Source organism: Streptosporangium amethystogenes subsp. fukuiense (assembly GCF_042665875.1).
In the GTDB taxonomy this organism is placed as follows: Bacteria; Actinomycetota; Actinomycetes; order Streptosporangiales; family Streptosporangiaceae; genus Streptosporangium; species Streptosporangium fukuiense.
In genome coordinates this window covers 8,626,694-8,649,017 of the sequence record NZ_JBHTEE010000001.1, presented here as the reverse complement: position 1 = coordinate 8,649,017, position 22,324 = coordinate 8,626,694, and the positions used below count along the sequence as shown (strand labels likewise).

At 71.0% G+C, this 22,324-nt stretch carries 18 protein-coding genes; 10 read left to right on the top strand and 8 right to left on the bottom strand.

Going from position 1 to position 22,324, the window contains the following annotated elements:
- Positions 1–61 precede the first annotated feature (61 nt).
- From ACFQVD_RS38440 to fdxA, 3 genes are all read right to left on the bottom strand, one after another.
- Positions 62–733, bottom strand: a complete 672-nt coding sequence (locus ACFQVD_RS38440; RefSeq protein ID WP_343976263.1) for a DUF4178 domain-containing protein — start codon at positions 731–733, stop codon at positions 62–64.
- Between the two features lie 11 nt (positions 734–744).
- The gene (dapC, locus tag ACFQVD_RS38435; protein WP_343976260.1) at positions 745–1,824 is read right to left on the bottom strand and encodes a succinyldiaminopimelate transaminase; all 1,080 of its coding nucleotides are present in this window, start codon (positions 1,822–1,824) and stop codon (positions 745–747) included.
- A 289-nt stretch (positions 1,825–2,113) separates the two neighbouring features.
- On the bottom strand, positions 2,114–2,440 hold the full coding sequence (fdxA, locus tag ACFQVD_RS38430; RefSeq protein WP_030910647.1) for a ferredoxin: 327 nt from the start codon (positions 2,438–2,440) through the stop codon (positions 2,114–2,116).
- A gap of 160 nt (positions 2,441–2,600) precedes the next feature.
- On the opposite strand from fdxA, the gene ACFQVD_RS38425 reads away from it, so the two are divergent.
- The 8 genes from ACFQVD_RS38425 to ACFQVD_RS38390 all read left to right on the top strand — a co-directional run bounded on the left by ACFQVD_RS38425 (position 2,601) and on the right by ACFQVD_RS38390 (position 13,528).
- The gene (locus ACFQVD_RS38425) at positions 2,601–2,786 is read left to right on the top strand and encodes a putative acetyltransferase (protein ID WP_343976253.1); all 186 of its coding nucleotides are present in this window, start codon (positions 2,601–2,603) and stop codon (positions 2,784–2,786) included.
- Between the two features lie 112 nt (positions 2,787–2,898).
- The gene (locus tag ACFQVD_RS38420) at positions 2,899–3,960 is read left to right on the top strand and encodes an ABC transporter substrate-binding protein (RefSeq protein WP_343976250.1); all 1,062 of its coding nucleotides are present in this window, start codon (positions 2,899–2,901) and stop codon (positions 3,958–3,960) included.
- Between the two features lie 126 nt (positions 3,961–4,086).
- Positions 4,087–4,842: a class I SAM-dependent methyltransferase gene (locus tag ACFQVD_RS38415; protein ID WP_343976247.1), complete on the top strand. Its 756-nt coding sequence runs from the start codon at positions 4,087–4,089 to the stop codon at positions 4,840–4,842.
- Between the two features lie 111 nt (positions 4,843–4,953).
- Positions 4,954–7,128: a hypothetical protein gene (locus ACFQVD_RS38410; protein ID WP_343976244.1), complete on the top strand. Its 2,175-nt coding sequence runs from the start codon at positions 4,954–4,956 to the stop codon at positions 7,126–7,128.
- A 3-nt stretch (positions 7,129–7,131) separates the two neighbouring features.
- On the top strand, positions 7,132–9,189 hold the full coding sequence (locus tag ACFQVD_RS38405) for a UvrD-helicase domain-containing protein (RefSeq protein ID WP_343976241.1): 2,058 nt from the start codon (positions 7,132–7,134) through the stop codon (positions 9,187–9,189).
- 49 nt (positions 9,190–9,238) lie between these two features.
- The gene (locus tag ACFQVD_RS38400) at positions 9,239–11,086 is read left to right on the top strand and encodes a sigma factor-like helix-turn-helix DNA-binding protein (RefSeq protein WP_343976238.1); all 1,848 of its coding nucleotides are present in this window, start codon (positions 9,239–9,241) and stop codon (positions 11,084–11,086) included.
- Between the two features lie 17 nt (positions 11,087–11,103).
- Positions 11,104–12,483: a cysteine--tRNA ligase gene (gene cysS, locus ACFQVD_RS38395; protein ID WP_343976235.1), complete on the top strand. Its 1,380-nt coding sequence runs from the start codon at positions 11,104–11,106 to the stop codon at positions 12,481–12,483.
- 133 nt (positions 12,484–12,616) lie between these two features.
- Entirely contained in the window at positions 12,617–13,528 is a 912-nt protein-coding gene (locus tag ACFQVD_RS38390; protein ID WP_343976232.1) for an aldose 1-epimerase family protein, read from the top strand.
- Positions 13,529–13,632: 104 nt separating this feature from the next.
- On the opposite strand, the gene rraA is transcribed toward ACFQVD_RS38390, so the two are convergent.
- Positions 13,633–14,112: a ribonuclease E activity regulator RraA gene (gene rraA / locus ACFQVD_RS38385; RefSeq protein WP_343976229.1), complete on the bottom strand. Its 480-nt coding sequence runs from the start codon at positions 14,110–14,112 to the stop codon at positions 13,633–13,635.
- Between the two features lie 108 nt (positions 14,113–14,220).
- Between rraA and ACFQVD_RS38380 the strand changes: the two genes are divergently transcribed.
- Entirely contained in the window at positions 14,221–16,755 is a 2,535-nt protein-coding gene (locus tag ACFQVD_RS38380; protein ID WP_343976326.1) for a penicillin acylase family protein, read from the top strand.
- A 57-nt stretch (positions 16,756–16,812) separates the two neighbouring features.
- Here ACFQVD_RS38380 and ACFQVD_RS38375 read toward each other — a convergent pair whose 3' ends face one another.
- The 4 genes from ACFQVD_RS38375 to mshB all read right to left on the bottom strand — a co-directional run bounded on the left by ACFQVD_RS38375 (position 16,813) and on the right by mshB (position 20,013).
- On the bottom strand, positions 16,813–18,009 hold the full coding sequence (locus ACFQVD_RS38375; RefSeq protein ID WP_364151053.1) for an MBL fold metallo-hydrolase: 1,197 nt from the start codon (positions 18,007–18,009) through the stop codon (positions 16,813–16,815).
- A gap of 68 nt (positions 18,010–18,077) precedes the next feature.
- Positions 18,078–18,503 carry a hypothetical protein gene (locus ACFQVD_RS38370; RefSeq protein ID WP_343976220.1) on the bottom strand — a complete coding sequence of 142 codons (426 nt, stop codon included), beginning with the start codon at positions 18,501–18,503 and terminating at the stop codon, positions 18,078–18,080.
- An 83-nt stretch (positions 18,504–18,586) separates the two neighbouring features.
- Complete coding sequence (locus ACFQVD_RS38365; protein WP_386273484.1) at positions 18,587–19,093, bottom strand: DUF6113 family protein; 507 nt, start codon at positions 19,091–19,093, stop codon at positions 18,587–18,589.
- Between the two features lie 14 nt (positions 19,094–19,107).
- Positions 19,108–20,013, bottom strand: a complete 906-nt coding sequence (mshB, locus tag ACFQVD_RS38360; RefSeq protein WP_343976214.1) for an N-acetyl-1-D-myo-inositol-2-amino-2-deoxy-alpha-D-glucopyranoside deacetylase — start codon at positions 20,011–20,013, stop codon at positions 19,108–19,110.
- Between the two features lie 98 nt (positions 20,014–20,111).
- On the opposite strand from mshB, the gene ACFQVD_RS38355 reads away from it, so the two are divergent.
- Entirely contained in the window at positions 20,112–22,172 is a 2,061-nt protein-coding gene (locus ACFQVD_RS38355; RefSeq protein WP_343976211.1) for a S9 family peptidase, read from the top strand.
- The last annotated feature ends 152 nt before the right edge of the window (positions 22,173–22,324 follow it).

Genomic DNA, 22,324 nt, shown 5'->3' with positions numbered 1-22,324 from the left:
GACCCACCGGCGGGTGCTTCCTCAGCCCGCCGCCCTGGAGGTCGAGCCCGCCCCCTGGGTCTCAGCCCTTCTTCTCGATCCTGATCGTGCCGGGGGCCAGGTGCTGGGCGTGCGAGGCTCTCCAGCGCCGGCCCTGCAGGCGTTCGAAGCTGAGCAGGCGGCCGTCGGCCGCCCGGTAGTCGGCGAAGTCGAGCAGGCCCCGCTCGGGCATCGAGGTGACGCCCTCACCGCGGAAGGCCGCGGTGCCACGGTCGATGGGAAGGAAGTCGACCCCCTCGACGCTCAGGGTGGTCTTGGCGGGGATCATGCCCTCGGTGGGCACCTGCGTCCACAGCAGCACCTCCAGGTGCGGCGGCTCGCCGGTCGCCAGGCCGTCGTGCATCTGGATCGAGAGCCACTGGTAGCGGCGGGTGCCGTCGTCGAGGAGGTACTCGGTCCACTGGGTGCCCTGCCACGACAGGTACAGGGCGCCGAGAACGCGGCTGCGCACCCCCTGGCATTCGATCGTGTCGCCGACCTTGATCGTACGGGGGTCGGGATAGTCGATGCCGACATGGCCCATGGCCGGTTGGGGCGGCTGCGCGGCCCCAACCGAGGAGGAGAGGGGTGTCTCGCCGGGAGGCTCGGGGTCGTCGGCCCCCCTGTCCTGACGCGTCGTCGCGAAGAACGCGCCGAGCAACAGGACAAGGGTGACCACACTCAGACCGAGTATCACGGCGACCTCGGGGGTCATGCCGCGCGATCCTACTGGAGGCGGCGCACAGCCGCACTGATGCGTTCGTCACCGGCCGTCACGGCGACCCTGATGTGCCTCTCGCCCGCGGTCCCGTAGAAGTCGCCCGGAGCGACCAGGATCCCGTTGTCGGCCAGCGCGCGAACCTGCTCCCAGCAGCCCGTCCCGTTGGACGCCCACAGGTACAGACCCGCCGTGGAGTGCTCGATCTTCCAGCCGGCCGCCTCCAGGGCGGGCCGGAGCGCCGCGCGGCGGGCGGCGTAGCGGGCCCGTTGCTCCTCGGCGTGCTCGTCGTCGTCCAGGGCGACGGCCATCGCCGCCTGGACCGGCGCGGGCATCATCATGCCGGCGTGCTTGCGTATCTCCAGCAGCCGCTTGATCAGCGCGGGGTCGCCGGCGACGAACCCGGCGCGGTAGCCGGCCAGGTTGGAGCGCTTGGACAGCGAGTGCACCGCCAGCAGGCCCTCGTGCGAGCCGCCGCAGACGTCCGGGTGCAGGATCGAGACCGGCTGCTCCTCCCAGCCCAGCTCGATGTAGCACTCGTCGGAGGCCACGACCGCGCCGTGCTCGCGCGCCCACGAGACGACCTTGCGCAGGTGCTCGGCGGGCAGGACCCTACCCGTCGGATTGGACGGGGAGTTGACCCAGACCAGCGGCACCCGCTCGGGCCCGAGCGCGAGCAGCCCGTCGGCGGCGTACGGCTCGGCGCCCGCGAGGCGGGCTCCCACGTCGTAGGTGGGGTAGGCCAGCTCGGGGAAGATCACTCGTTGTCCCGGCCCGACGCCGAGCAGTGTCGGCAGCCAGGCCACCAGTTCCTTGGAACCGATCAGCGGCAGCACGTTCGCCTGGTCGAGGACCACTCCGTGCCTGCGCCGCAGCCATCCGGCCGCGGCCGAGCGAAGGCGCTCGGAACCGTAGGTCTGCGGGTATCCGGGGCTGTCCGAGGCGTCCGCGAGCGCCTGGCGCACGATGGCGGGCACCGGATCGACGGGGGTGCCCACCGAAAGGTCGACGATCCCGTCGGGGTGCGACGCCGCCAGTTCCTTCAGCGGCGTGAGCCGGTCCCACGGAAAGTCCGGCAGGCCGATCATCGGAGCCTCGCGGACACGTTCGGGTTCTCTGACCGGTTGGAAGTGGCGCTCACTTGATTCAGCCGTCGTCTCTCGCTCTGTCGGATCTGCCGGTGGCACGCACCGGAGGAGCGATCTCGCACCCCTCCGGCACCGGACCCCGTCCTTTGGATCTTTCACCCACCGCGGCCGGTCAGACGGCACCTCGCCGTGTCGTCGTCGGTCGCCGCGGCACGCCGCGGCGACCTCCTTCACTCCGCGAGGCGGCGGCCGGCCGATCCTCGCCACGGCAAGATCCGCCGGACAGGACCTAGTGGCTCTCGGCCTGCGGGGGCAGAGCCTCGACGACCGGGTGGTCCTTCTCGATCTTGCCGACCTTGGAGGCGCCGCCGGGCGACCCCAGGTCCTCGAAGAAGTCCACGTTCGCCTTGTAGAATTCCTTCCACTGCTCGGGAAGGTCGTCCTCGTAGAAGATGGCCTCCACCGGACAGACGGGTTCGCACGCGCCGCAGTCGACGCATTCGTCGGGGTGGATGTAGAGCATCCGTCCCCCCTCGTAGATGCAATCGACAGGGCACTCCTCGATGCATGCCTTGTCCAGGACGTCCACGCAAGGCTGCGCGATGACGTAGGTCACCTCGGGCTCCTTCTTCTTTACGCACCTAGGCACGACTTCGACCGCGGGTTGCTTAGCCCTAGTATTGCCGGGCCCGCCACGTGTCTGAAACGGGAGGGGGCAAAAGTCGATGGCCCTTGGTTTCGGTGCTCACCTGAATATCACCATAACCCCCTCTGACGTGGGCAAAAGAGTCACCACGCGGAGACGGGTCCCCGAGGGATTCCGGGACGCGGTGGGCGAGTTGGAGTTCTGGCGGGACGGCGTGCTCGGCGTGCGCAAACGGGACGGCACGCTGGTCGAGATCGGCGAGGAGACACTCGCCGCGGCGAAGGTGGTCCAGGAGTCGCGTCCCCCGCGCGCGTGAGGCGCCCGCCGGGGCGTTCGGGTAAGCCGCTCGCCAAGACACGTATAAACCGTCCGGTGGGAAGGGCCGCGCCTGCTCGACCGGAGGAATGACAGCGGAGAGCATTCTCTCCGTGACCGTACGTACCAGCGCCGCAGCCGCCGTGATCCTCACGGCCACGATCGCCGGATGTGGCGCCCCGGCTCCTCAGAACATCCAACTTCCGCCGGTCAACACCCAGGCCGCCTCCATGAAGGAGGGCTTCTCCACGATGGAACGCCTCGTCGAGGCGGCCAAGAAGGAGGGGACCCTCACGGTGATCGCGCTACCGCGCGACTGGGTGAACTACGGCGAGATCATCGACACCTTCGCCGAGGAGTACGGGATCAAGGTCGACCAGTTGGAGCCCGACGCGAACAGCGCCAGGGAGATCGCGGCCATTCCCGCGCTCAAACCCGACGTGTTCGACCTGAGCGTGGACGTCGCCGTGTCCAAGTCCGACCTCTTCGCCCCGTACCGGGTCCAGGGCTGGCAGGACATCCCCGACCATCTCAAGGATCACCGGGGCACCTGGTACGCCGGGTACGGCGGCTACATGTCCATCGGCTACGACCCGAGCAAGGTCGCGGCCCCCGCCTCCTTCTCCGACCTGCTGAAGCCCGGTCACAGCGTCTCGCTGCCCGGCGACCCCCGGGAGGTCTCGGCGGCCTTCAACGGGGTGATGGCCGTCTCGCTCAGGGGCGGCGAGGCGAGGGCGGAGCGGGGCGTCGAGTTCTTCCACCGCCTCAAGGGCGCGGGCAACCTCGCGGCGACCCCCAAGGCGGCCTCGGTCATCGTCGACTGGGACTACCACAACGCCGAGCGGGCGGCCGGCGGCAAGGACTGGAAGGTCGCGATTCCCGGCGACGCCGTGCTCGGCTCGTACTACGTCCAGGCCATCAACAAGCAGGCCCCGCACCCCGCCGCCGCCCGGCTCTGGCAGGAGTTCCTGTTCTCGGACAGGGGCCAGAACCTCTTCCTGAAGGGCTACGCCCGCCCGGTCAGGATGGAGGCCCTCCAGATGCGCGGCACCCTGGACGACGAACTCGCGGCCAAGCTCCCCGCCACCAGCGGCAAACCCGTGATCCTCACCGTCTCGGAGATCGACAGGGCCAGAGCCTACCTTCAGCGCGAGTGGGCCAGAAAGGTGAGATGAGGGTGGGGCTGATGAGACTGATATGTCGTGACTTCCCAGAGGCTCTAAAGTGTCTGGAGAGTACCGATAAGAGACCCTGGCGTCTCAGAATGTGAGCTGATCGTCTTGCGATACGACGCGCCTAGCTTGACGAGGTGGAATGCTCGCGCCTATGACAGCAGCTTTGGGTACGTTTCAGCACATGGCGCCCCCCTGGTCGAGCTACTCGACCCGCAGCCGGGCGAGCGCATCGTGGATCTCGGCTGCGGCACGGGGACGCTGACCGCCGAGATCACCTCCAGGGGCGCGCACGTCCTGGGGATCGACGGATCGCAGGCGATGATCGAAAAAGCCCTGGCGCAGTACCCGGGGCTGGACTTCATAGTCGGCGACGGCCGCGACTTCACGGTGGCCCAGCCCTACGACGCGGTCTTCTCCAACGCGGCCCTGCACTGGATGGGCCAGGAGCCGGACGCGGTGATCACCAGTGTCCGCGAGGCCCTCGCACCCGGCGGACGGTTCGTGGCCGAGATGGGCGGCGCGGGCAACTGCGCCGCGCTGACGGCGGCGCTGTCCACCGCCTGGCGGGAGTACGGGCTCCGTGAGCCCGGCCTGCCGTGGTACTTCCCCACCCCCGCCGAATACGCCACAAGGCTGGAGAAGGGCGGCTTCACGGTCCGCTTACTGGAATACTTCGATCGGCCGACCCCGCTCGACGAGTGCCCCAACGGGGCGGCCGACTGGGTGCGGATGTTCGCCGGTTCGCTGCTCCAGGAAGTGCCGGTGGAGATGGTCGACTCGCTGCTGCACCGGGTGAACGAGCTGGCCGCCCCCGCCCTCCGGCGGGAGACCGGCTGGATGGCCGACTACGTGCGACTGCGGTTCGCGGCTGTACGCCGCTGAACCGACCCGATGCGCCGTAGCGATTTGCCAGACTATGGTCTGTTCCATGAGTCTCGTTCCCCGGCCACACGGAGTGTCTCGGGCGGCTTAAGGGGCTGGTGAAGGGAACGGATGAACTTCTGTCTGAGTGACCTCGTGCCGCCGCTACGCTGGAGCGACGCGGCCACGGTCCCACTTCTGCGCGACCAGCCGGATCTGCCGGACGCCTGGTGGCGGAGCCTGCCGATGGCCCGCGTGCTCGCCGTGCTGCCTCCTGAGCGGCTGGCGGAGATCCTCACCGTGCTCGCCCTGAACCACTGGCCTGCCGCTACCGTGGGCGACGTGCTGCCCGCACTGCACGTCCTGGACCCGGACGAGGCCGACGAGCCCTGTACGGCCATAGCCCTCGACCGCGCGGGATCCTGGCCGGGCCTCCTCGCGCTGACCGGCCACGACCTGCGCGACCAGCCGTTCATCCAGCCGGTCCCGCTGCTGCACGCCCTCTTCACCGCGGTCTTCGCACGCCTGGCGACCCCGCTCCCGGCGACTTCGGCTCCGATGTCTCCGGCCGCTTCCGTCCAGGCGGCTCCGGTTCCGGTGGCTCCGGTCCAGGCGCCCGGCGCGCGGAGCGAACCGGTCCCGGACGAGTCCGATGCCATACCGAATGAGTCTGGAGCCGACCCCGCGCCGGAGACCGGGCCGGGCGTCGTGGCGGAGTCCCCCGCGGAACCCGCCGCCGAACCCGCTTCGGAGCCCGCTTCGGGGCCCACTGCCGAAAGCGCTGCCGAGAGCGCGGAGAGCTCCGTGCCGGAAGCCCTGCCGGTGCCCGAGGCACGTCGTGCGGCGGAGGCTGAGGCTGAGCCCGCCGCCGTCCCCGGGTCGCTCTTCCAGCCGGCTCCGGCGAGGAACGATCCGCCCGTGACCGAGCCGGAGGCTCAGGCCGCCGCGCCCGGCGCCGTGTCCGAAGAGGTCCGGGAGTCCTCCGCCGAGAGCGTGCCCGAGGCCGAGGCGGCCGCCGCCCCGGTCGGGGCGATCGCCGAGACCGGCGACGACCCCGTACCCGCCGCCGCCCCGGATGCGGCGAGCGCCTCCGAGCCGGAGGAGGCCGCGCGGAGCCCGCGGGCCGGGCAGCCCGCGGAGAGCCTGCACGCACTGGTGGACGGTGTCTTCGCCAACGCGGAGGACAAGCGCTGGGCGGTGGCGCAGAACAGGCTGTTCAGCGACACCCCGGCGAGCGCCGAGGCGCTGGCCAAGCTCTTCGCGGTACGGCCGGAGGTCATCTTCGGCATCGAGGTCGACCTGCGCCGGGAACTCGGGGAGTGGATCGCCTCCGACGAGGCCGCCCCGTACCGGGAGCACCTGGAGGAGATGAGAAGGGTGCTCGGCAGGGCGGCGCCCAAGGAGCGGCTGATCAACGCCGCCGACTGGCACACCCTGGAGCTGCACTCTCTCGACATCCCGGCCTGGCAGTTCGTGCTGGCCACACTCCCCGGTTACCACCTGGTCGACGAGTGGCTGGTGGAGGGCGACATCACCGAACTCCGCCATCGCACCCGCGACATGCTCAGCGACGCCCAGCCGCCGCTGACCATCAACAAGGCCCTCGACATGGTCTCCTCGCTGGGCATCCACCCCGAGGTGTCCAAGGAGTGGCTGGAGAACGTTCCGCAGCTCCGCATCCTCGGCGCGGGCGAACGGCCTCCCCATCGCCCGAGCGGCGCCCCGGCCCTGATCGCGGAGAAGCCGCCCGGCGCGCCTCGGGAGAACGGGGAGCCGGCGAAGGCCCCCTTCCGCCCGCTGAAGGACGTCTCGCTGACCAGGCGCTGCTTCCGCCAGCCCGACGGCCGCTGGTGGCTCCGGATCGACGTCACCTCCGACCACCTGCGGGGCGCCGAGTGCCCGTTGCCCAGCGGGTTCGCCGCCTACCTCGGGATGTCACCCGGTGAGGGCCGCACGGTCAGCAGCGCGGTCGGCGATCTGGTCCTCAGCTGGCATGACAGGCCCGTACTCGAGTCGCTCAGAACGCTCCTGGAGGACGTGGGGGCCAAGGAGGGCAGTCACCTGTTCCTCACCCTCTCCGACGAGGGCGTCCTGCGGGCCAGGCACCTGCCCTCCGCCGGGGGCGAGGGGGAGGCGACGGCCCAGGCGCTGAGACTCGTCGGCTACACCGCCTCGGGCGGCACCCCGGAACAGGCCGGGCGGGTCATCGCCACCCGGGTCGGCATGACGGGCCCCGTGGGCATACCCGACCTTCTCATCCGGCTGCGAGAACGCGGGGACCGCGATCTCCTGTCACTGTTGGCCTAGCTCATGCCCCGCCTCGCCATCTCCCCGGACTTCCCCGTCGAACTCGGCGCCCTGGCCCAGCCGGTGCGCCGGGACGTCGTGGTCTCGGCGCGCAGGTTCCTGCAGAACGTGGCGGGTGCTCCGCACCCCGAGCGGGTCAGGGGGGCCAGGGATCCCCGGGTCGCCACCCTGAGGCTGGCCGACCGGTACCGGGGCGTCGTGGTCAAGCAGCGGGACGTCTACTGGCTGCTGACCGTGCTGCCGGACGCGGAGGCGTGGGCGTACGCCCAGCGCTACCGGTTCGGCGTCAACACCGCGCTGGGCGTGGTCGAGATGTGGGACGCCGAGGCGCTGGACCAGGTGCGGCCCGCGGTGCGCAGGGCGGCCGAGGCGTCCGCGACGCGGCTGTTCTCCGAGATCTGTGACAGCGACCTGGCCGAACTGGGGGTGGACGGCCGGTTCCTGCCGCTGATCAGGCAGATCACCGACCAGCTCACCCTGGAGGCGCTCGAACCGCTGCTGCCCCCCACGCAGTACGAGCCGCTGGCGGCGCTCGCCAGGGGCGAATCGATGGCCGGAGCCTGGCGGGAACTGGAGAACTGCCGCGCCGTCGCCGCGGGACCCGAGCCGATCAACCCCGAGGACTTCGGCGCCGCGCTGCTGCGCAGCCCGGACCGGGCCGTCTTCACGGACCACCCGCGCGAGCTGAACCGCGTGCTCGACGCGCCCGGCTGGTGCGTGTTCCTGCGGCCGCCGCAGCACCGGCTGGCGTACTGGGAGTCCTACCAGCAGCCGACGCTGGTCACCGGTGGCGCGGGCACCGGCAAGACGCTGGTCGCCCTGCACAGGGCGGCCCACCTGGCCAGGCGCGCGAGCGGCCAGATCCTGCTCGTCACCTTCTCCCAGGGGCTGAGCGCCGAACTCGCGGCCAGGCTCGACCTGCTGATCGAGGACGAGACGATCCGCAAGCGGATCGAGGTCGGCAACGTGGACCGGCTGGCCCATCGCATCGTCGCGGAGGCCGAGGGCCGTCCGCCCTCGCTGGTCGGCGCCGCCGAGCTGACGGCGCTCTGGGAGGAGACCGCGACCGGCCACAGCCCGGCGTTCCTGCTGCGCGAGTGGGAGCAGGTGGTGCTGGCGCAGAACCTGCGAACCCTGGAGGAGTACCTGGCCACCCCCCGCTCGGGCCGCGGCGTCGAGCTGTCGGCCGAGGAGCGCGGCGCCGTCTGGGACGCGATCGGGCACGTCACCGGACGGCTGCGGGAACGCGGCAAGCGGACCCTGCTGCAGCTGGCCTCCGAGGCGTCGGTGCTGCTCGGCCAGACCACGGGAGACCTGCTGGAGGAGACGGAGCCCATGCGGGAGCCGTACCGGCACATCGTGGTGGACGAGGCGCAGGACCTGCACCCCGCGCAGTGGCGGCTGCTGCGGGCGGCGGTGCCGCACGCCCGCGACGACCTGTTCATCGTGGGCGACCCGCACCAGCGCATCTTCGACACCAGGGTGACGCTCAGCGCCGTCGGGATCGACGCGATCCAGCAGCGCCTGCAGGTGTCGCACCGGCTCCCGCAGGAGATCCTGTCCTGGGGGGTCCGGCTGCGCGGGGGCGGTCCCGCCGACGGGCTCGTCAACGGTGTGCAGGAGCTTTACGGCTTCCGGAGCACCCGGCACGGGGCCAGGCCGATGGTCCGAGCCTACGATTCACCGCAGGATGAGCTGACGGGGCTGGTGGCACAGGTGGGACAGTGGGTGGATGAGGGCGTGACGCCCGAGGAGATAGCGGTGGCCGCCAGGACCGCCGGCCTCGTGCGTGACGCGCGGACCGCTCTGCGCGAGCTGGGGGTGCGAGTGACGACGCTGCACGGCATGAAGGGACTCGAGTTCCGACGGGTCGCGGTGATCGGCGTGGGCGAGGGAATCGTGCCCGACCCCGACTCGCTGACCCCCGTCGGCGAGGATCCGGCAGCCAGGGCCCACGATCTCCAGCGGGAGCGCGGCCTGCTCTATGTCGCCTGCACCCGGGCACGAGAACTCCTTTACGTATCCCATTCCGGACGGGCAAGTCCCTTCCTTCCCAACTGACCACATAGTCTGAATTGCGGATGTAATCCCCTTTGCCGGTTGGACCTCAATGAACCTCAGCCTGAGCGACATCGCGCCACCTTTGCGCTGGACCTCTCCCGGCCAGGTAGCGCCGATCGCAACCGATCCGCGCCTCCCAGAGGCGTGGTGGCAGGCGCTTCCGCTCGACAGGGCCTGCTCCACCATCGGGACGTCCGAGGTAGCCGGACGCCTGACCGACCTCGCCCTGGCATGCTGGGGTCACCTGATGCTCGGCGACGTCCTCCCCCTGCTCAGGTTCGCCGACCCCGCCTCAAGCGTGCGCACGCCCGAGGGGCTCGGCCGTGAGACGGTGCACAAGCTGTTCACCGGGGTGCTGGAGCGGCTGCTCGAACCGGTCACCGAGGAGAGCATCGCCCAGACCCGCCCCGCAAGGCCCGACCGGCCGCTGCCCGAGCTGATCGACGAGGTCTTCGCCACGCTGGACGAGCGACAGCGGGCCATCGCCAGGGACCGGCTCTACGCCTCCCAGCGGGCCACGCTCGACGACCTGGCCCAGCGATTCTCCGTCACCAGGGAGCGCATCCGGCAGATCGAGCGTGACCTGCGCGACCATGTCGAGACCTGGCTCGCCAAGGACGACGCGGCCCCGCTGATCGGCCACGTGTCCTGGTTGCGGGGCCGGCTGGGCTCCGCCGTGCCCGCCGACGACCTGGCCGCGGCGGTGCCCTGGCACCGCACCGACCTGGCCACGCTGGGCATCCCCTCCTGGCGGTTCGTGAGGACGCTGCTGAGCGGCTACGAGCAGGTGGACGGCTGGCTGGTCGCGGGCGGCGCGGACGAGCTCAGGGAGAAGACCAGGCAGCTGTTCACCGACGGGCCGCGCCCGCTGGACGAGGCCGTCACGCTGGTCAGCCAGCTCGGCATCCGCGAGGACGTGGCCGAACGCTGGCTCATCGCGGTGCCCCAGCTGCGGGTGCTGGAGAACCACGTGGTGCCCTGGCCGCGCAGCGTCAACGACAAGGCCGAGGCGGTGCTCGCGGTGGCCGGCAACCCGCTGACGCCCGAGGAGATCCAGGAACGCATCGGCGAGGACTACAGCCTCGTCGGCATCCGCAACCAGCTCACCGCCGACGACCGGTTCCTGCGGGTCGACCGGAACAAGTACGGGCTGTCGCGCTGGGGTGGCGAGCAGTACCTGGGCATCCGGGAAATGATCGTCAGGGAGATCGAACGCTCCAACGGCGAGGCGTCCGTCAACACGATCGTCACCAACCTCACCGGGCGCTACGACGTGAGCGAGAGTTCGGTCCGCGCGTACGCCGGCGGCCCCGGCTTCGAGCGCACGCAGCGCGGGTGGATCCGGGTGGCCGGAGCCGAGCAGTCCGACTACCAGCCGCGCCGCGACGTCTCGGAGACCCGGCGCTGCTTCCGCAGCCGCGACGGGCGCTGGTGGCACCGGGTGGACGTCAACGCCGAGCATCTGCGCGGCTCAGGCTCCCCGCTGCCGACCGGCTTCGCCGCGCATCTCGGCATGGCCCCCGGCGGCCAGCTGACCGCCTCCACCCCCTCCGGCGACGTGGTGATCAGCTGGCACAACCAGCCGACCATGGGCTCCATCCGCCCCGTCCTGATCGCGACCAACGCCTCCGAGGGTGACCACATCTTCCTGACCGTCTCCGACGGCGGCGAACTGCTGACCCGCTACCTGCCCGCCGCCTCACCGGCACTGCCCGCCCTGAACCGGGCGCTGCACCTGATCGGCTACACGGCGCCGGTGGCCTCGGAGGCCGAGGGCATCCGCCTGATCGGCGCCCGCATCGGCCTCTCGGACGGCTGCACCCGCGAGGAGGTGATCGCCCGCCTGCGCGACCGAGGAGACCGCGAGATCCTCGCCTTCCTGGAAAATGGTGGGTGATTGCGTAGGCTCGGCGTATGTTGCGCCTGTATGACACGCGGAATCGGCGGGTTGAGCGGATCGTCCCCGAAGGGAGCCGCTCACTGCGGATGTACACCTGCGGGCCGACCGTCTACAGGTCGGCCCACGTGGGCAATCTCCGGTCGTACCTGCTGTCCGACCTGATCAGGCGGGTCAGCGAGCGGCAGCGGGTCCGGGTGGTGGTCTGCCGCAACATCACCGACGTCGGTCACCTGGTCGACGACGCCGAGACCGATCCTGTCGGCGAGGACAAGGTGCTCGCCCAGGCGAGGGCCGAGGGGCGCAGCGCCCTGGAGATCTCGCGGTTCTACGAGGACGCCTTCCTCGCCGACACGGCCGCGCTGAACATCCGGCCGCCCGAGCACTCGCCCCGGGCGAGCGAGACGATCGACCTGATGATCGAGATGATCGCCAAGCTGATCGAGAAGGGGCACGCGTACGCGGTGCCCGGCGGGTCGGTCTTCTTCGACGCGGCCTCCTTCCCGACATACGGCGAGATCTCCGGCAACCGGCTCGACCAGCTGAGGCCGGGCCACCGGGTCGAGGGTGTCGATCCGCGCAAGCGCTTCCACGCCGACTGGGCGCTGTGGAAGCCCTCGGACCGGGAGCTGACCTGGGAGACACCGTGGGGCCGGGGCTTCCCCGGCTGGCACATCGAGTGCTCGGCCATGTCGCTGCGCTTCCTCGGTGAGCGCATCGACGTGCACACCGGCGGGATCGACCTGCGTTTCCCGCACCACGAGGACGAGCGCGCCCAGTCCGACGCCACCGCCGGACACGAGGTGGTGCGGCACTGGGTCCACGGCGAGCACCTGCTCTTCGACGGGCGCAAGATGTCGAAGTCCACCGGCAACGTGGTCCTGCTCAAGGACGTGGCGGACGCGGGCCTGGACCCGCTGGCCGTGCGGCTGGCACTGCTGGAGCACCGCCACCGCCAGCAGATGAACCTCACCTGGGACACCCTGCGGGCCGCCGACCGGACCCTGCGGCGCTGGCGGAGCCAGGTGGCCCGGTGGTCGGAGTCGCCGAGCGGGCCGATGCCCGCCGATCAGGTCTCCCGGATCGAGGCGGCCTTCGACGACGATCTCGACACCCCGCTGGCGCTCCGGCTGCTGCGCGAGCTGGAGCGCGACGGCTCGGTCGCCCCCGGCTCCCGCTTCGAGGCGTTCCTGCACCTCGACCAGATCCTCGCCCTGGACCTCTCCCTCGACATCGGCAGGTCGAGGAGCCTGCCCGGGGGTGCCGCGGAGCTTCTCGAACAGCGTGCCCGAGCCCGCGACGCCCAGGACTGGGCCGTCTCCGACCGCCTCCGCGACGAGCTGGCCGCCCTCGGCGTACAGGTCGCCGACACCCCGGAGGGCCAGATCTGGTCCTGACATCCCCTGACCGGCCCTTGGCGCGGTCCAGGTCAGAGCCCCTGCCTCTGACCTGGCCACGGAGCGGCCCGCATCGGGAACAGCCACTGACACGACCCGCCACAGACCTGTCTCATGGGTGTTGAATTACCAGGTGACAAACATCGCGCCCACCGGGACTCAGTACACCATCGCGGCCGGCGGTTTCCAGGCGGTCATCACCGAGGTCGGGGCCGGCCTGCGGAGCCTCACCCTGGACGGCCGGCCGCTCGTCGTCGACTTCCCCGAGGACCTGTCCCCGATCGGCGGCGCGGGGCTGCCGCTGCTCCCCTGGCCGAACAGGATCGAGGACGGCCGCTACACGTTCGACGGTACGGAAAGGCAACTCGCGCTGAGCGAGCCGCAGACCGGCAACGCGATCCACGGCTTCTCCCGGTCCTTCCCCTGGCGCGTCCTCTCCCGTGACGACGCCTCGATCCTGCTGGGGCTGCGGCTCTTCCCCCAGCTCGGCTATCCGCACATCCTGGATCTCCACCTCCGGTACGCGCTGGGCGCGTCCGGCCTGGAGGTCGAGGTGTCCGCGGAGAACGTCGGCACCACCGACGCGCCGTACGGCTTCGGGGCCCATCCCTACCTGACCCTGGGCACCCTCGACGACGCGATCCTGGAGCTCCCCGCCGCCCAGTGGCTCGCGGTGGACGACCGGAAGATCCCCACCGACCGCCGGGACGTCAAGGAGACCGAGTACGACTTCAGGACCGCCCGCCCGATCGGCCGGACGGTGCTCGACACCGCGTTCACCGACCTGGAGCGCGGCGCCGACGGGCTGGTACGGGTGCGGCTGAGCGCCGCGGACGGGACCCGCGGGGTCCAGCTGTGGGCGGGCGAGGGGATCGAGTGGCTCCAGCTCTACACCGGTGACACCCTTCCCGAGGAGCACCGCCGCCGGGGACTGGCCGTGGAGCCGATGAGCTGCCCGCCGAACGCCTTCCGCAGCGGTGAGGACGTCATCCGGCTCGCTCCCGGAGAGCGCGCCGTCCACCACTGGGGAATCGGCCCGATCTGACCTGCCGCCAGGGGACCGGGACCGCCTTCTCCCCCGGTCGCTCCCGGTCCTGGCCGCGGGGCGGCACTTCGGGCCGGGACTCCTCAGCGACCGGGAACGGCACGTCAGGAGAGCTCGACTGGGCTGACCAGGATGCCGTCCTCGTCGCTGTAGAGCCAGGCGCCGGGGGTGAAGACGACCTCGCCGAAGGTGACGGGGACGTCGAGCTCGCCGGTGCCCTCCTTGGCGCTCTTGGCCGGGTTCGACCCGAGGGCCTTGATACCCAGGTCCAGGCCGGCGAGGGCGACGGTGTCGCGGACGGCGCCGTTGACGACCACGCCTGACCAGCCGGAGGAGACGGCCGAGGCGGCGATGAGGTCGCCCATCAGCGCGGTGCGCAGCGAGCCCGCACCGTCCACCACCAGCACCCGGCCCGCACCGGGGGTGGCCAGGACCCGCTTGACGAGGGCGTTGTCCTCCAGACAGCGGACCGTCGCGATCGGGCCCGCGAATCGGGTGCGCAGGCCGTAGGAGCGGAACTGGGTCAGGCAGCTCGCGACCGCGGCGCCGTGGGCGTCGACCAGATCGGCCGTGGAAAGTGTCATACCCGCATCTTCGCTAATGATCACAATGCCGGGACCTCCGGGGTGGTGCCACACTTGCTGGAGCATGTCGCCTAGGAGGTTTTTGTGAGGTTCCGCCCATACGCCTGGATGCCCCGTCCGCTCAAGTGGCTGGCCCGTGTACTTTCCGTCCTCGTGGTGCTCGGTCTGCTGTTCGCCGGGGCCGGCGTGTGGAGCGTACGGGCGTCCTTCCCCCAGCTCGAAGGCGAGCTCAAGGTGCGTGGCCTCACCGGGAAAGTCACTGTATATCGCGACAAAACGGGTATCCCGCATATCTATGCCGACTCCCCCGACGACCTGTTCCTCGCCCAGGGCTACGTGCACGCGCAGGACCGCTTCTTCGAGATGGACTTCCGCCGCCACGTGACCGCCGGCCGGCTGTCGGAGATGTTCGGCCCGGCGACGCTGACCGAGGACAAGGTCATCCGGACCATGGGCTGGCGAAAGGTGGCGGAGAAGGAGCTCTCCCTGCTCGGCGAGCAGACCCGGCGCTACCTGGACGTCTACGCCGACGGGGTGAACGCCTGGATGGAGCGGCACGACGGCTTCGCCGCCCGGAGCCTGGAGTACGTGCTGCTGCGGGCGACCAGCCCCGGCTACAGTCCCGAGCCGTGGACCCCGGTCGACTCGCTGGCCTGGCTCAAGGCCATGGCCTGGGACCTGCGCTCCAACATGACCGACGAGATCGGCCGGGCCCTCGCGGCGAGCAGGCTGCCCCGCGGGCGGGTGGAGCAGCTCTGGCCCTCCTACCCGTACGACACCCACCAGCCGATCGTCACCCGGGGCTCGGTCGGCGAACGCGGGTTCGACCAGGACGAGGAGCCGAAGAAGAGCGTCGCGGAGCCGCCGGGGACACCGGCCACCGGGGCACTGGTCCGGGCGGCGGCGGCCATCCGCGCGGTGCCGAGCCTGATGGGCGACCCGGCGGGCGGCAGCGGCATCGGCTCGAACTCGTGGGTGGTCGGCGGCAAGCACACCAAGTCGGGCAAACCTCTGCTCTCCAACGACCCCCACCTGTCCGCGAGCATGCCCTCGGTCTGGTACCAGACCGGACTGCACTGCCGCGCCAAGAGTCCCGAGTGTCCCTTCGACCTCACCGGGTTCAGCTTCTCCGGCGTGCCCGGCGTGATCATCGGCCACAACGACAGGATCTCCTGGGGCTTCACCAACCTCGGCCCGGACGTCGCCGACCTCTACCTGGAACGGATCAAGGATGATTCGTACCTGTTCATGGGCGACTGGAAGCCGCTGACCACCAGGACTGAGACGATCAAGGTGGCCGGAGGCGCCGACGTACAGCTCAAGGTGCGCGACACCATGCACGGGCCGATCATCTCCGACGTCCTGCAGAGCACGGAGGACACGCTGCCCGGCATGGACGCGGTCTTCGAGGAGAAGGCCGACGCGGTCGCGCTCAAGTGGACGGCCCTGGAACCGGGCAGGACCGCTGACGCGATCTTCGAGCTGAACACCGCGCAGGACTGGGAGCAGTTCCGGGCGGCGGCGAGCAGGTTCGAGGTGCCCGCGCAGAACCTGATCTACGCCGACACCGCGGGCAACATCGGGTACCAGGCCCCCGGGCGGATCCCGGTGCGGAGCCGCGGCGACGGCACCTGGCCGGTGCCGGGCTGGACCGGCGAGTACGCCTGGCAGTCGACGATCCCCTTCAACGAGCTGCCCAGCGTCTACAACCCGCCGGAGGGCTACATCGTGACCGCCAACAACGCGGTCATCGACCCCACCCGCTATCCGTACAACCTCACCAAGGACTGGGCGTACGGATACCGCTCCCAGCGCATCCTGGACCGCCTCCGCGACGCGGTGAAGGACGGCAAGGTGGACGTGGCGACGATGAGCGCGCTGCAACAGGACAGCGACAACGGCTTCGCCGACTTCCTGGTGCCCAAGCTGATGGACGTCGAGATAGCCGGCCCCGCCGAGGGCGCCCGCGAGCTGCTGCAGAAGTGGGACCGCTCGCAGGGCGAGGACTCGGCCCCCGCGATGTACTTCAACGCCGTCTGGCGGCACCTGCTCATCGAGACCTTCAACGACGACCTGCCCGAGGGGGCCTGGCCCGGCGGCGGCGACCGCTGGTTCGAGGTCGTCCGGGTCATGCTCGACAAGCCGAACGACGCGTTCTGGGACGACAGCGGCACCCCGCGTACCGAGACCCGGGACGACATGCTGCGACGGGCGATGGCCCGGGCCTACGACGAGCTGAACGTCCGGCTCGGCCCGGACGCCAAGGACTGGCGCTGGGGAGACCTGCACTCGCTGAAACTCGTCCACCAGACCTTCGGAACCTCGGGGATCGGCCCGATCGAGTGGCTGTTCAACCGGGGCCCGTTCCCGGTGGCCGGCAGCGACGACGCGGTCAACGCCGCCGGCTGGGACGTCCAGTCCGACTACACGGTGGGCTGGCTGCCGTCCATGCGAATGGTGGTCGACCTGGGGAACCTGGACGAATCCCAGTGGATCAACCTGACCGGCGCCTCCGGCCACGCGTTCCACGACAACTACTGGGACCAGGCGCCGCTCTGGGCGAGCGGGAAGACCGTCCCCATGCTCGCCCGCGAGGAGTCGATCAAGAAGGCGGCCACCGACGTCCTGACGCTCAGCCCCTGATGACCCGGGGCGGGCGCCGGGAGGCGCCCGCCCGCCAGGACGCAGGGTCGCGGGTCGTCAGGTGGTCAGCACGCGGGACTCGCCGACGGCGAGGTCCCACAGGTCGGCGCGGTCCCGTCCCGCCTCCGCCCAGGCCGCCCTGGCCTCCTCCACCGGCGCGAGGAGCGACTCTCCGGACAGTACGAACGTGCCCCAGTGCATGGTCGCCATCCGGCGCGCCCCGACGTCCTGGCAGGCCCGTACGGCCTGCGCGGGATCGACGTGCGCGGCCTTCATGAACCAGCGGGGCTCGAACGCGCCCACCGGCATCAGGGCCAGGTCGATGCCGCCCGGATAGCGTGCCCCGATCTGGGCGAAGCGCTCGCCGTAACCGGTGTCCCCGGCGAAGTAGATCGTCTGGTCGTCGGAGGCGATCACCCAGCCGCCCCAGAGGGTCCTGCAGGTGTCCCAGACCGTGCGGCGGCTCCAGTGGTGGGCGGGTACGAAGTCGAAGCGGACACCGCCCACCCAGGTGCTCTCCCACCAGTCGAGCTCGGTGACGTGGCGGAACCCGCGTCTGGTGAACCAGGACCTGAGCCCGGCCGGGACGAGGACCGGCGTGCTCCGCGGCAGCCGCCGCACGGTCGGCGCGTCCAGGTGGTCGTAGTGGTTGTGGCTGATCACCACGGCGTCGATCCGGGGCAGGTCCGCCCAGGCGACGCCGGGCGGGGTCAGGCGGGGCCGGGTGCCGGGGATCTTCCTGGCCCAGACCGGGTCGGTGAGGATGGTCAGCCCGCCGATCTGCACCACGTACGTCGCGTGGCCCACCCAGGTGAGGACCGCGTCGGTCCCCGCCGGGCGGGGCAGCCCGTCCCGGTGAACCGGGATGCGGTCCGCGTCCCCGACCCCTGGGCGGAGCCTGCCGTGCCACGCGATCGCCAGCAGCTCCTGGAAGGTCGGGACCGGCGAGGTCAGCCGGTCCCTGAAGCCGCCCGGCCACGACCGCCGGGGCGCGGGTGCCAGGCGGCCTGGCGGAGGCGCCGGTCGGGGCGCCGGCCGTACCGGCGGCTCCGGCCGGGTGGGGGGTTCCGGGAGCGTGGCGGAGCCGGCCGCCGCCTCGACCACGGCCATCCGCCTGGAGGCCCGGCCCAGCTGTCTCAGCGCGCGCGCCGGCCGTGTGGCGAACCGGGCCGACCACCCGGAACGGCGGGGCGGCTGCTCGACAGGGCCCATGGGTTCTGCTGCGGCGGCTTCGGGGTGGGACGTCTGCGACATGGGCGGTCCCCTTCTGTCATCGTCGGCTCACCCCCTGTTGATCCCCCCACAGAGAGATTCATTCCCTTTTAAGGGGATTTAGTACGAAACCACCACGGGGATCTGCGGGCGTAGTTGCCGTCCTCCAGGTTCGCCAGTCGCTCGAAGAGGTTCCAGGAGGCGTGGTCGCCGCAGATCAGCATGGAGACCGCCACCGCCACGACGTAGAGCGGCAGCATCGGCAGGCCCACGCAGAGCATGTACTGGGAGGCGTGCCGGTCCTCGTGCCTGAGCAGGGCTCCGGTGAGGAAGCCCTCCTCGTGCTTGGTCAGCACCACGTTGCCCACGGTGAACGCCGAGGCGATCGGGAACCGGAAACGGTAGCCGTACGCCAGGACCAGCCCGTCGGGCCCGGTGGCCACCCTGGCCCGCCCGAGGCGCGCCAGCAGCAGCCCCAGAGGCGTGGCCAGGTTGATGTAGTTGACAGTCCGTCGTACCCGATGCAGCCGCCGCATACCGGGATTGTCCGTCATCCGGACGGCTCGCGGTAGCGGCCCCCACCGCGCGGGGTCCGGGCAGAACCCGACCGGGCGAGCCCTCAGGTGCCGGGCGGGGGCTGCGGTCCCGGCGGCCCCTGACCGGGTGGTGCCTGCGGGCCCGGCGAGGCGGGTGAGGGCTGCGGGCGGGGACCGTACCCGTGCTGGGTGAGCGGCCACGAGCCGCCCTGCGCGGCCGGTGGCGCGAGCAGGACCCCCACCGCGACCGCCGCGAGGCCCCCGTAGAGGTAGACGTAGCCGGACAGGTCGTTGGCGATGACCAGGTCGCCCTCCGGCCGCCCGGTGATCCAGATCATGGTGATCAGCGCCCAGCCCATCGCGAACGACAGGGCCGCCGCCTTGCCGCGGGTCATCCGGCCCGCTCCGTAGGTGATCGCGAACAGCAGGGCGACGCAGACGAGGGCGGAGACCGGGACGGGCCTGATGTACCAGGAGTGCTCGAACCCGCCGAGGACGCCCATCAGCAGTCCGAGCATGACGAGCACCGCGTTGACCGCCACGGTGACAACCGTCTCCGAGGGTTCGCGTGTCGCGGGGACCTGCTCCATCACAAACATCGAGGCTAGTCGATCCCGGCGAAGAGGTCGTCCTCGCGGCCGTAAGGCTCGCCGAGACCTCCCACCTCGATCGGCGCTCCCGGCCTCGCGGGACCCCGCGCGCCGGAGCGGAGAACGAAGTGCTCGATCCCGAGCAACTCCTGGCCGACGTCGTTGGACAGCGCGAACCAGGGCGGGCTCACGCTGATCTGGGTGGCGTGCGCCCGCATCGCGGCTACCTTCCGTTCGATGTGGGCACGGGCGTCGATCTCGGTGGTGACGTCGTCGTCCGCGCAACCGAACGGCAGGTCGGCGACCGACTCGACGAGGAAGGGGGTGCCGTTCTCACGCATCGCCTCCTCCCCCCTGATCATCACCGACCTGGGCATGGCGGTGTGGTAGAACTTCGAAACGCGCCACGGACCGTCCTCGCCGTACGCCGGGTCCGCCGCCAGCTCAAAGGCCCGCCAGGTGACCCGGTGGGCCTGGATGTGGTCGGGATGGCCGTAGAAGCCGTTCTCGTCGTAGGTGACGAGAACCTGGGGCCGCACCTCGCGGATGATCCTGACGAGCTCCCCGGCCGCCTCGTCCAGATCGGCCTGCCAGAAGGCGTTCGCGGCGTGGTTGGAGACGACGCCCATCATGCCGGAGTCGCGCCAGCGGCCCCGGCCGCCCAGGAAGCGGTGGTCGGTGACGCCGAGCGCGGCGCAGGCCGCGGCGAGCTCGGAGACGCGGTGCTCTCCCAGGGTGTCGTCGCGATCGGCGGTCAGGTGGGCCAGCTCAGGCGGGATGACCTCGCCCTCCTCCCCCAGGGTGCAGGTCACCAGTGTGACGTGCGCGCCCTGGGCCGCGTACCTGGCCATGGTGGCCCCGCTGCCGATCGTCTCGTCGTCCGGATGGGCATGCACGAGCATCAGGCGCCGGTCAGTCATAGGTTTGAGGGTATCGATGCCAGGGATCGCCCAGAACCTCCGAATTCACCACTTCTGGAGAACAGGACAGCCGACGCGGAACTGGCAAGATGGCTCGTATGAGTGAGAGCTTTCCTCGCCTGCACGCCAGAACCCGCCGATTCACCCTCGGAGTGCCCCGCGGCTTCACGATCGCTCCAAGCGGTGATCGCATCGTCTTCCTACGGACCAGGGGCGGCTCCGATCCGGTGACCTGCCTGTGGGAGTACGACGTCCTCAGCGGCGCGGAACGGCTCGTCGTCGACCCGCGCGCCCTGGCCGCGGACGACGAGAACCTGCCCCCCGAGGAGCGGGCGCGCCGCGAGCGGAGCAGAGAGCAGGCCGGCGGCATCGTCGGATACAGCACCGACGCCGCGGTGGCCACCGCCGCGTTCGCGCTCTCCGGCGGCCTCTACGTCGTCGACCTGAAGACCGGGTACGTAAGGAATCTGCAGACCCCCGGACCGGTGATCGACCCCCGGATGTCCCCCACCGGAGAACACGTCGGCTACGTGACCGGCGGCGCCTTCCACATCCAGGACCTGGCGGACGAGGTCGACCACGCGCTGGCCCGCCCCGAGGCCCCGGAGGTGACCTACGGCCTGGCCGAGTTCATCGCCTCCGAGGAGATGGACCGCATGCGGGGCTACTGGTGGTCCCCGTCGGGGGACGCGATCCTGGTCGAGCGGGCCGACGAGTCGCCGGTCCAGCGGTGGCACATCGCCGACCCCGCCAACCCGGCCCGGCCCGCCGCCGAGCAGCGCTACCCCTCCGCGGGAACCGCCAACGCCGGGGTCGAACTCTTCGTACTGACCCTCACCGGGGCCCGCGTCCCCGTGCCCTTCGACGACGAGTACCTGGTCAACGCCGCCTGGGACGCCCACGGCCTGTCGATCGTCACCATGACGCGCGACCAGCGGACCATGCGGCTGCTCGCCGTCGACCCGGCCACCGGCGCCTCCACCCTGGTGCGCGAGGACACCGACCCCGCCTGGGTCGACGTCGTCACCGGCGTTCCGGGCCACCTGGCCGACGGCAGCCTCGTCTGGGCCGCCGTCTCCGAGGGCGGCCACCGCCTGATCGTCGGCGACGGCCCCGTCACACCGCCCACCCTCCAGGTCCGCGAGATCCTCGACATCGACGGCGAGACCGTGCTCTTCCGGGCGAGCGGGGAACCCACCGAGATCGCGGTATGGGCGTACCGGAGGGGTCAGATCACGCTCGTCAGCCCGACCGAGGGCGGTGTCTACAGCGGCCACACCGCGGGCGGCACCCTGGTGATCACCGGTCAGACCCTCGAGAGCGAGGGCTCGGTCACCCGCGTCCTGCACAACGGCACGCCTCGCGGCCACATCACCTCGCACGCCGAGCGTCCCGGCCTGGACCTGCGGGTCTCCCTGATCAGGGCGGGCGAGCGCGACCTGGCCACCGCGGTGCTGCTGCCCTCCGGGCACGTGCCGGGCTCCGCGAGACTGCCGGTCCTCATGGACCCGTACGGCGGACCGCACGCCCAGCGTGTCCTGGCCGCGGCCGGGGCGCACCTGACCAGCCAGTGGTTCGCCGACCAGGGCTTCGCGGTGGTCGTGGCCGACGGCCGCGGCACCCCGGGGCGGGGCCCCGAGTTCGAGCGGGCCGTCCTGCACGACCTGGCCGGCCCGGTCCTGGATGACCAGATCGACGCCCTGCACGGCGCCGCCGCGCGGTTCCCCGACGACCTGGACCTGACCCGGGTCGGCATCCGTGGCTGGTCCTTCGGCGGCTACCTGGCCGCCCTGGCCGTGCTCCGCCGCCCCGACACCTTCCACGCGGCCGTCGCGGGAGCCCCGGTGACCGACTGGCGCCTGTACGACACCTGCTACACCGAGCGCTACCTCGGCCGGCCCGACGAGGGGCACTACGACTCCTCGTCCCTGTTCGCCGACGCCGAGAAGCTGGACCGCCCCCTCCTGCTGATCCACGGCCTGGCCGACGACAACGTGGTCGCCGCCCACACCCTCCGCCTCTCCTCGGCTCTGCTGGCCGCCGGTCGCCCGCACAACGTGCTGCCGCTGTCCGGGGTCACCCACATGACCCCGCAGGAGGTCGTGGCGGAGAACCTGCTCCTGCTCCAGGTCGACTTCCTGAAGAAAGCCCTGACCTGAGCCGGGGCCGTTCCCGTCAGAAGATACGACGCCGTGCCGGTGCGGCACAGAACCGCTCACCGGCACGGCGTTTCCCATCGGACGCGCGACTGAATTCCTCCGGTCGCCACGTTCCGGAACAAGTACGACTCGACCGGCCAGCTACCCTCAAC

Excerpts from the sequence above, each read along its gene's own strand:
- ACFQVD_RS38365 (WP_386273484.1), bottom strand. The coding sequence starts at position 19,093 with ATGGAGCAGGTCCCCGCGACACGCGAACCCTCGGAGACGGTTGTCACC.
- ACFQVD_RS38405 (WP_343976241.1), top strand. The coding sequence starts at position 7,132 with ATGCCCCGCCTCGCCATCTCCCCGGACTTCCCCGTCGAACTCGGCGCC.
- ACFQVD_RS38380 (WP_343976326.1), top strand. The coding sequence starts at position 14,221 with ATGCCCCGTCCGCTCAAGTGGCTGGCCCGTGTACTTTCCGTCCTCGTG.
- ACFQVD_RS38400 (WP_343976238.1), top strand. The coding sequence starts at position 9,239 with ATGAACCTCAGCCTGAGCGACATCGCGCCACCTTTGCGCTGGACCTCT.
- ACFQVD_RS38440 (WP_343976263.1), bottom strand. The coding sequence starts at position 733 with ATGACCCCCGAGGTCGCCGTGATACTCGGTCTGAGTGTGGTCACCCTT.
- cysS (WP_343976235.1), top strand. The coding sequence starts at position 11,104 with ATGTTGCGCCTGTATGACACGCGGAATCGGCGGGTTGAGCGGATCGTC.
- rraA (WP_343976229.1), bottom strand. The coding sequence starts at position 14,112 with ATGACACTTTCCACGGCCGATCTGGTCGACGCCCACGGCGCCGCGGTC.
- ACFQVD_RS38410 (WP_343976244.1), top strand. The coding sequence starts at position 4,954 with ATGAACTTCTGTCTGAGTGACCTCGTGCCGCCGCTACGCTGGAGCGAC.
- ACFQVD_RS38370 (WP_343976220.1), bottom strand. The coding sequence starts at position 18,503 with ATGCGGCGGCTGCATCGGGTACGACGGACTGTCAACTACATCAACCTG.
- ACFQVD_RS38355 (WP_343976211.1), top strand. The coding sequence starts at position 20,112 with ATGAGTGAGAGCTTTCCTCGCCTGCACGCCAGAACCCGCCGATTCACC.
- dapC (WP_343976260.1), bottom strand. The coding sequence starts at position 1,824 with ATGATCGGCCTGCCGGACTTTCCGTGGGACCGGCTCACGCCGCTGAAG.
- ACFQVD_RS38375 (WP_364151053.1), bottom strand. The coding sequence starts at position 18,009 with ATGTCGCAGACGTCCCACCCCGAAGCCGCCGCAGCAGAACCCATGGGC.
- mshB (WP_343976214.1), bottom strand. The coding sequence starts at position 20,013 with ATGACTGACCGGCGCCTGATGCTCGTGCATGCCCATCCGGACGACGAG.